Source organism: Halomonas sp. ND22Bw (genome assembly GCF_003011945.1).
Lineage (GTDB): Bacteria > Pseudomonadota > Gammaproteobacteria > Pseudomonadales > Halomonadaceae > Halomonas > Halomonas halophila.
The window spans coordinates 1-232 of sequence record NZ_PXWD01001870.1; the positions used below are offsets into that span (position 1 = coordinate 1).

General features: G+C 66.8%; 1 pseudogene. It reads left to right on the top strand.

Going from position 1 to position 232, the window contains the following annotated elements:
- Positions 1 to 232, top strand: a pseudogene (locus CVH10_RS24770) (haloacid dehalogenase); the annotation flags it as partial.

Consider the following 232-nt stretch of genomic DNA (forward strand, 5'->3'; position numbering starts at 1 on the left):
GAGGCGATCGTTACCGGGGGCACCGTCAACGGGACGGGCAGCCTGGTGATGGAAGCCCGCGCGGTTGGTGCGGACACGATGCTCGCGCGTATCGTCCGCATGGTCGCGGAAGCGCAGCGAAGCCGCGCCCCGATACAGGCGGTCGCCGATCGGGTTTCAGGATGGTTCGTGCCGCTCGTCGTGCTGATCTCGATTGCGACCTTCATCACTTGGTCGCTGGTCGGCCCTGAGC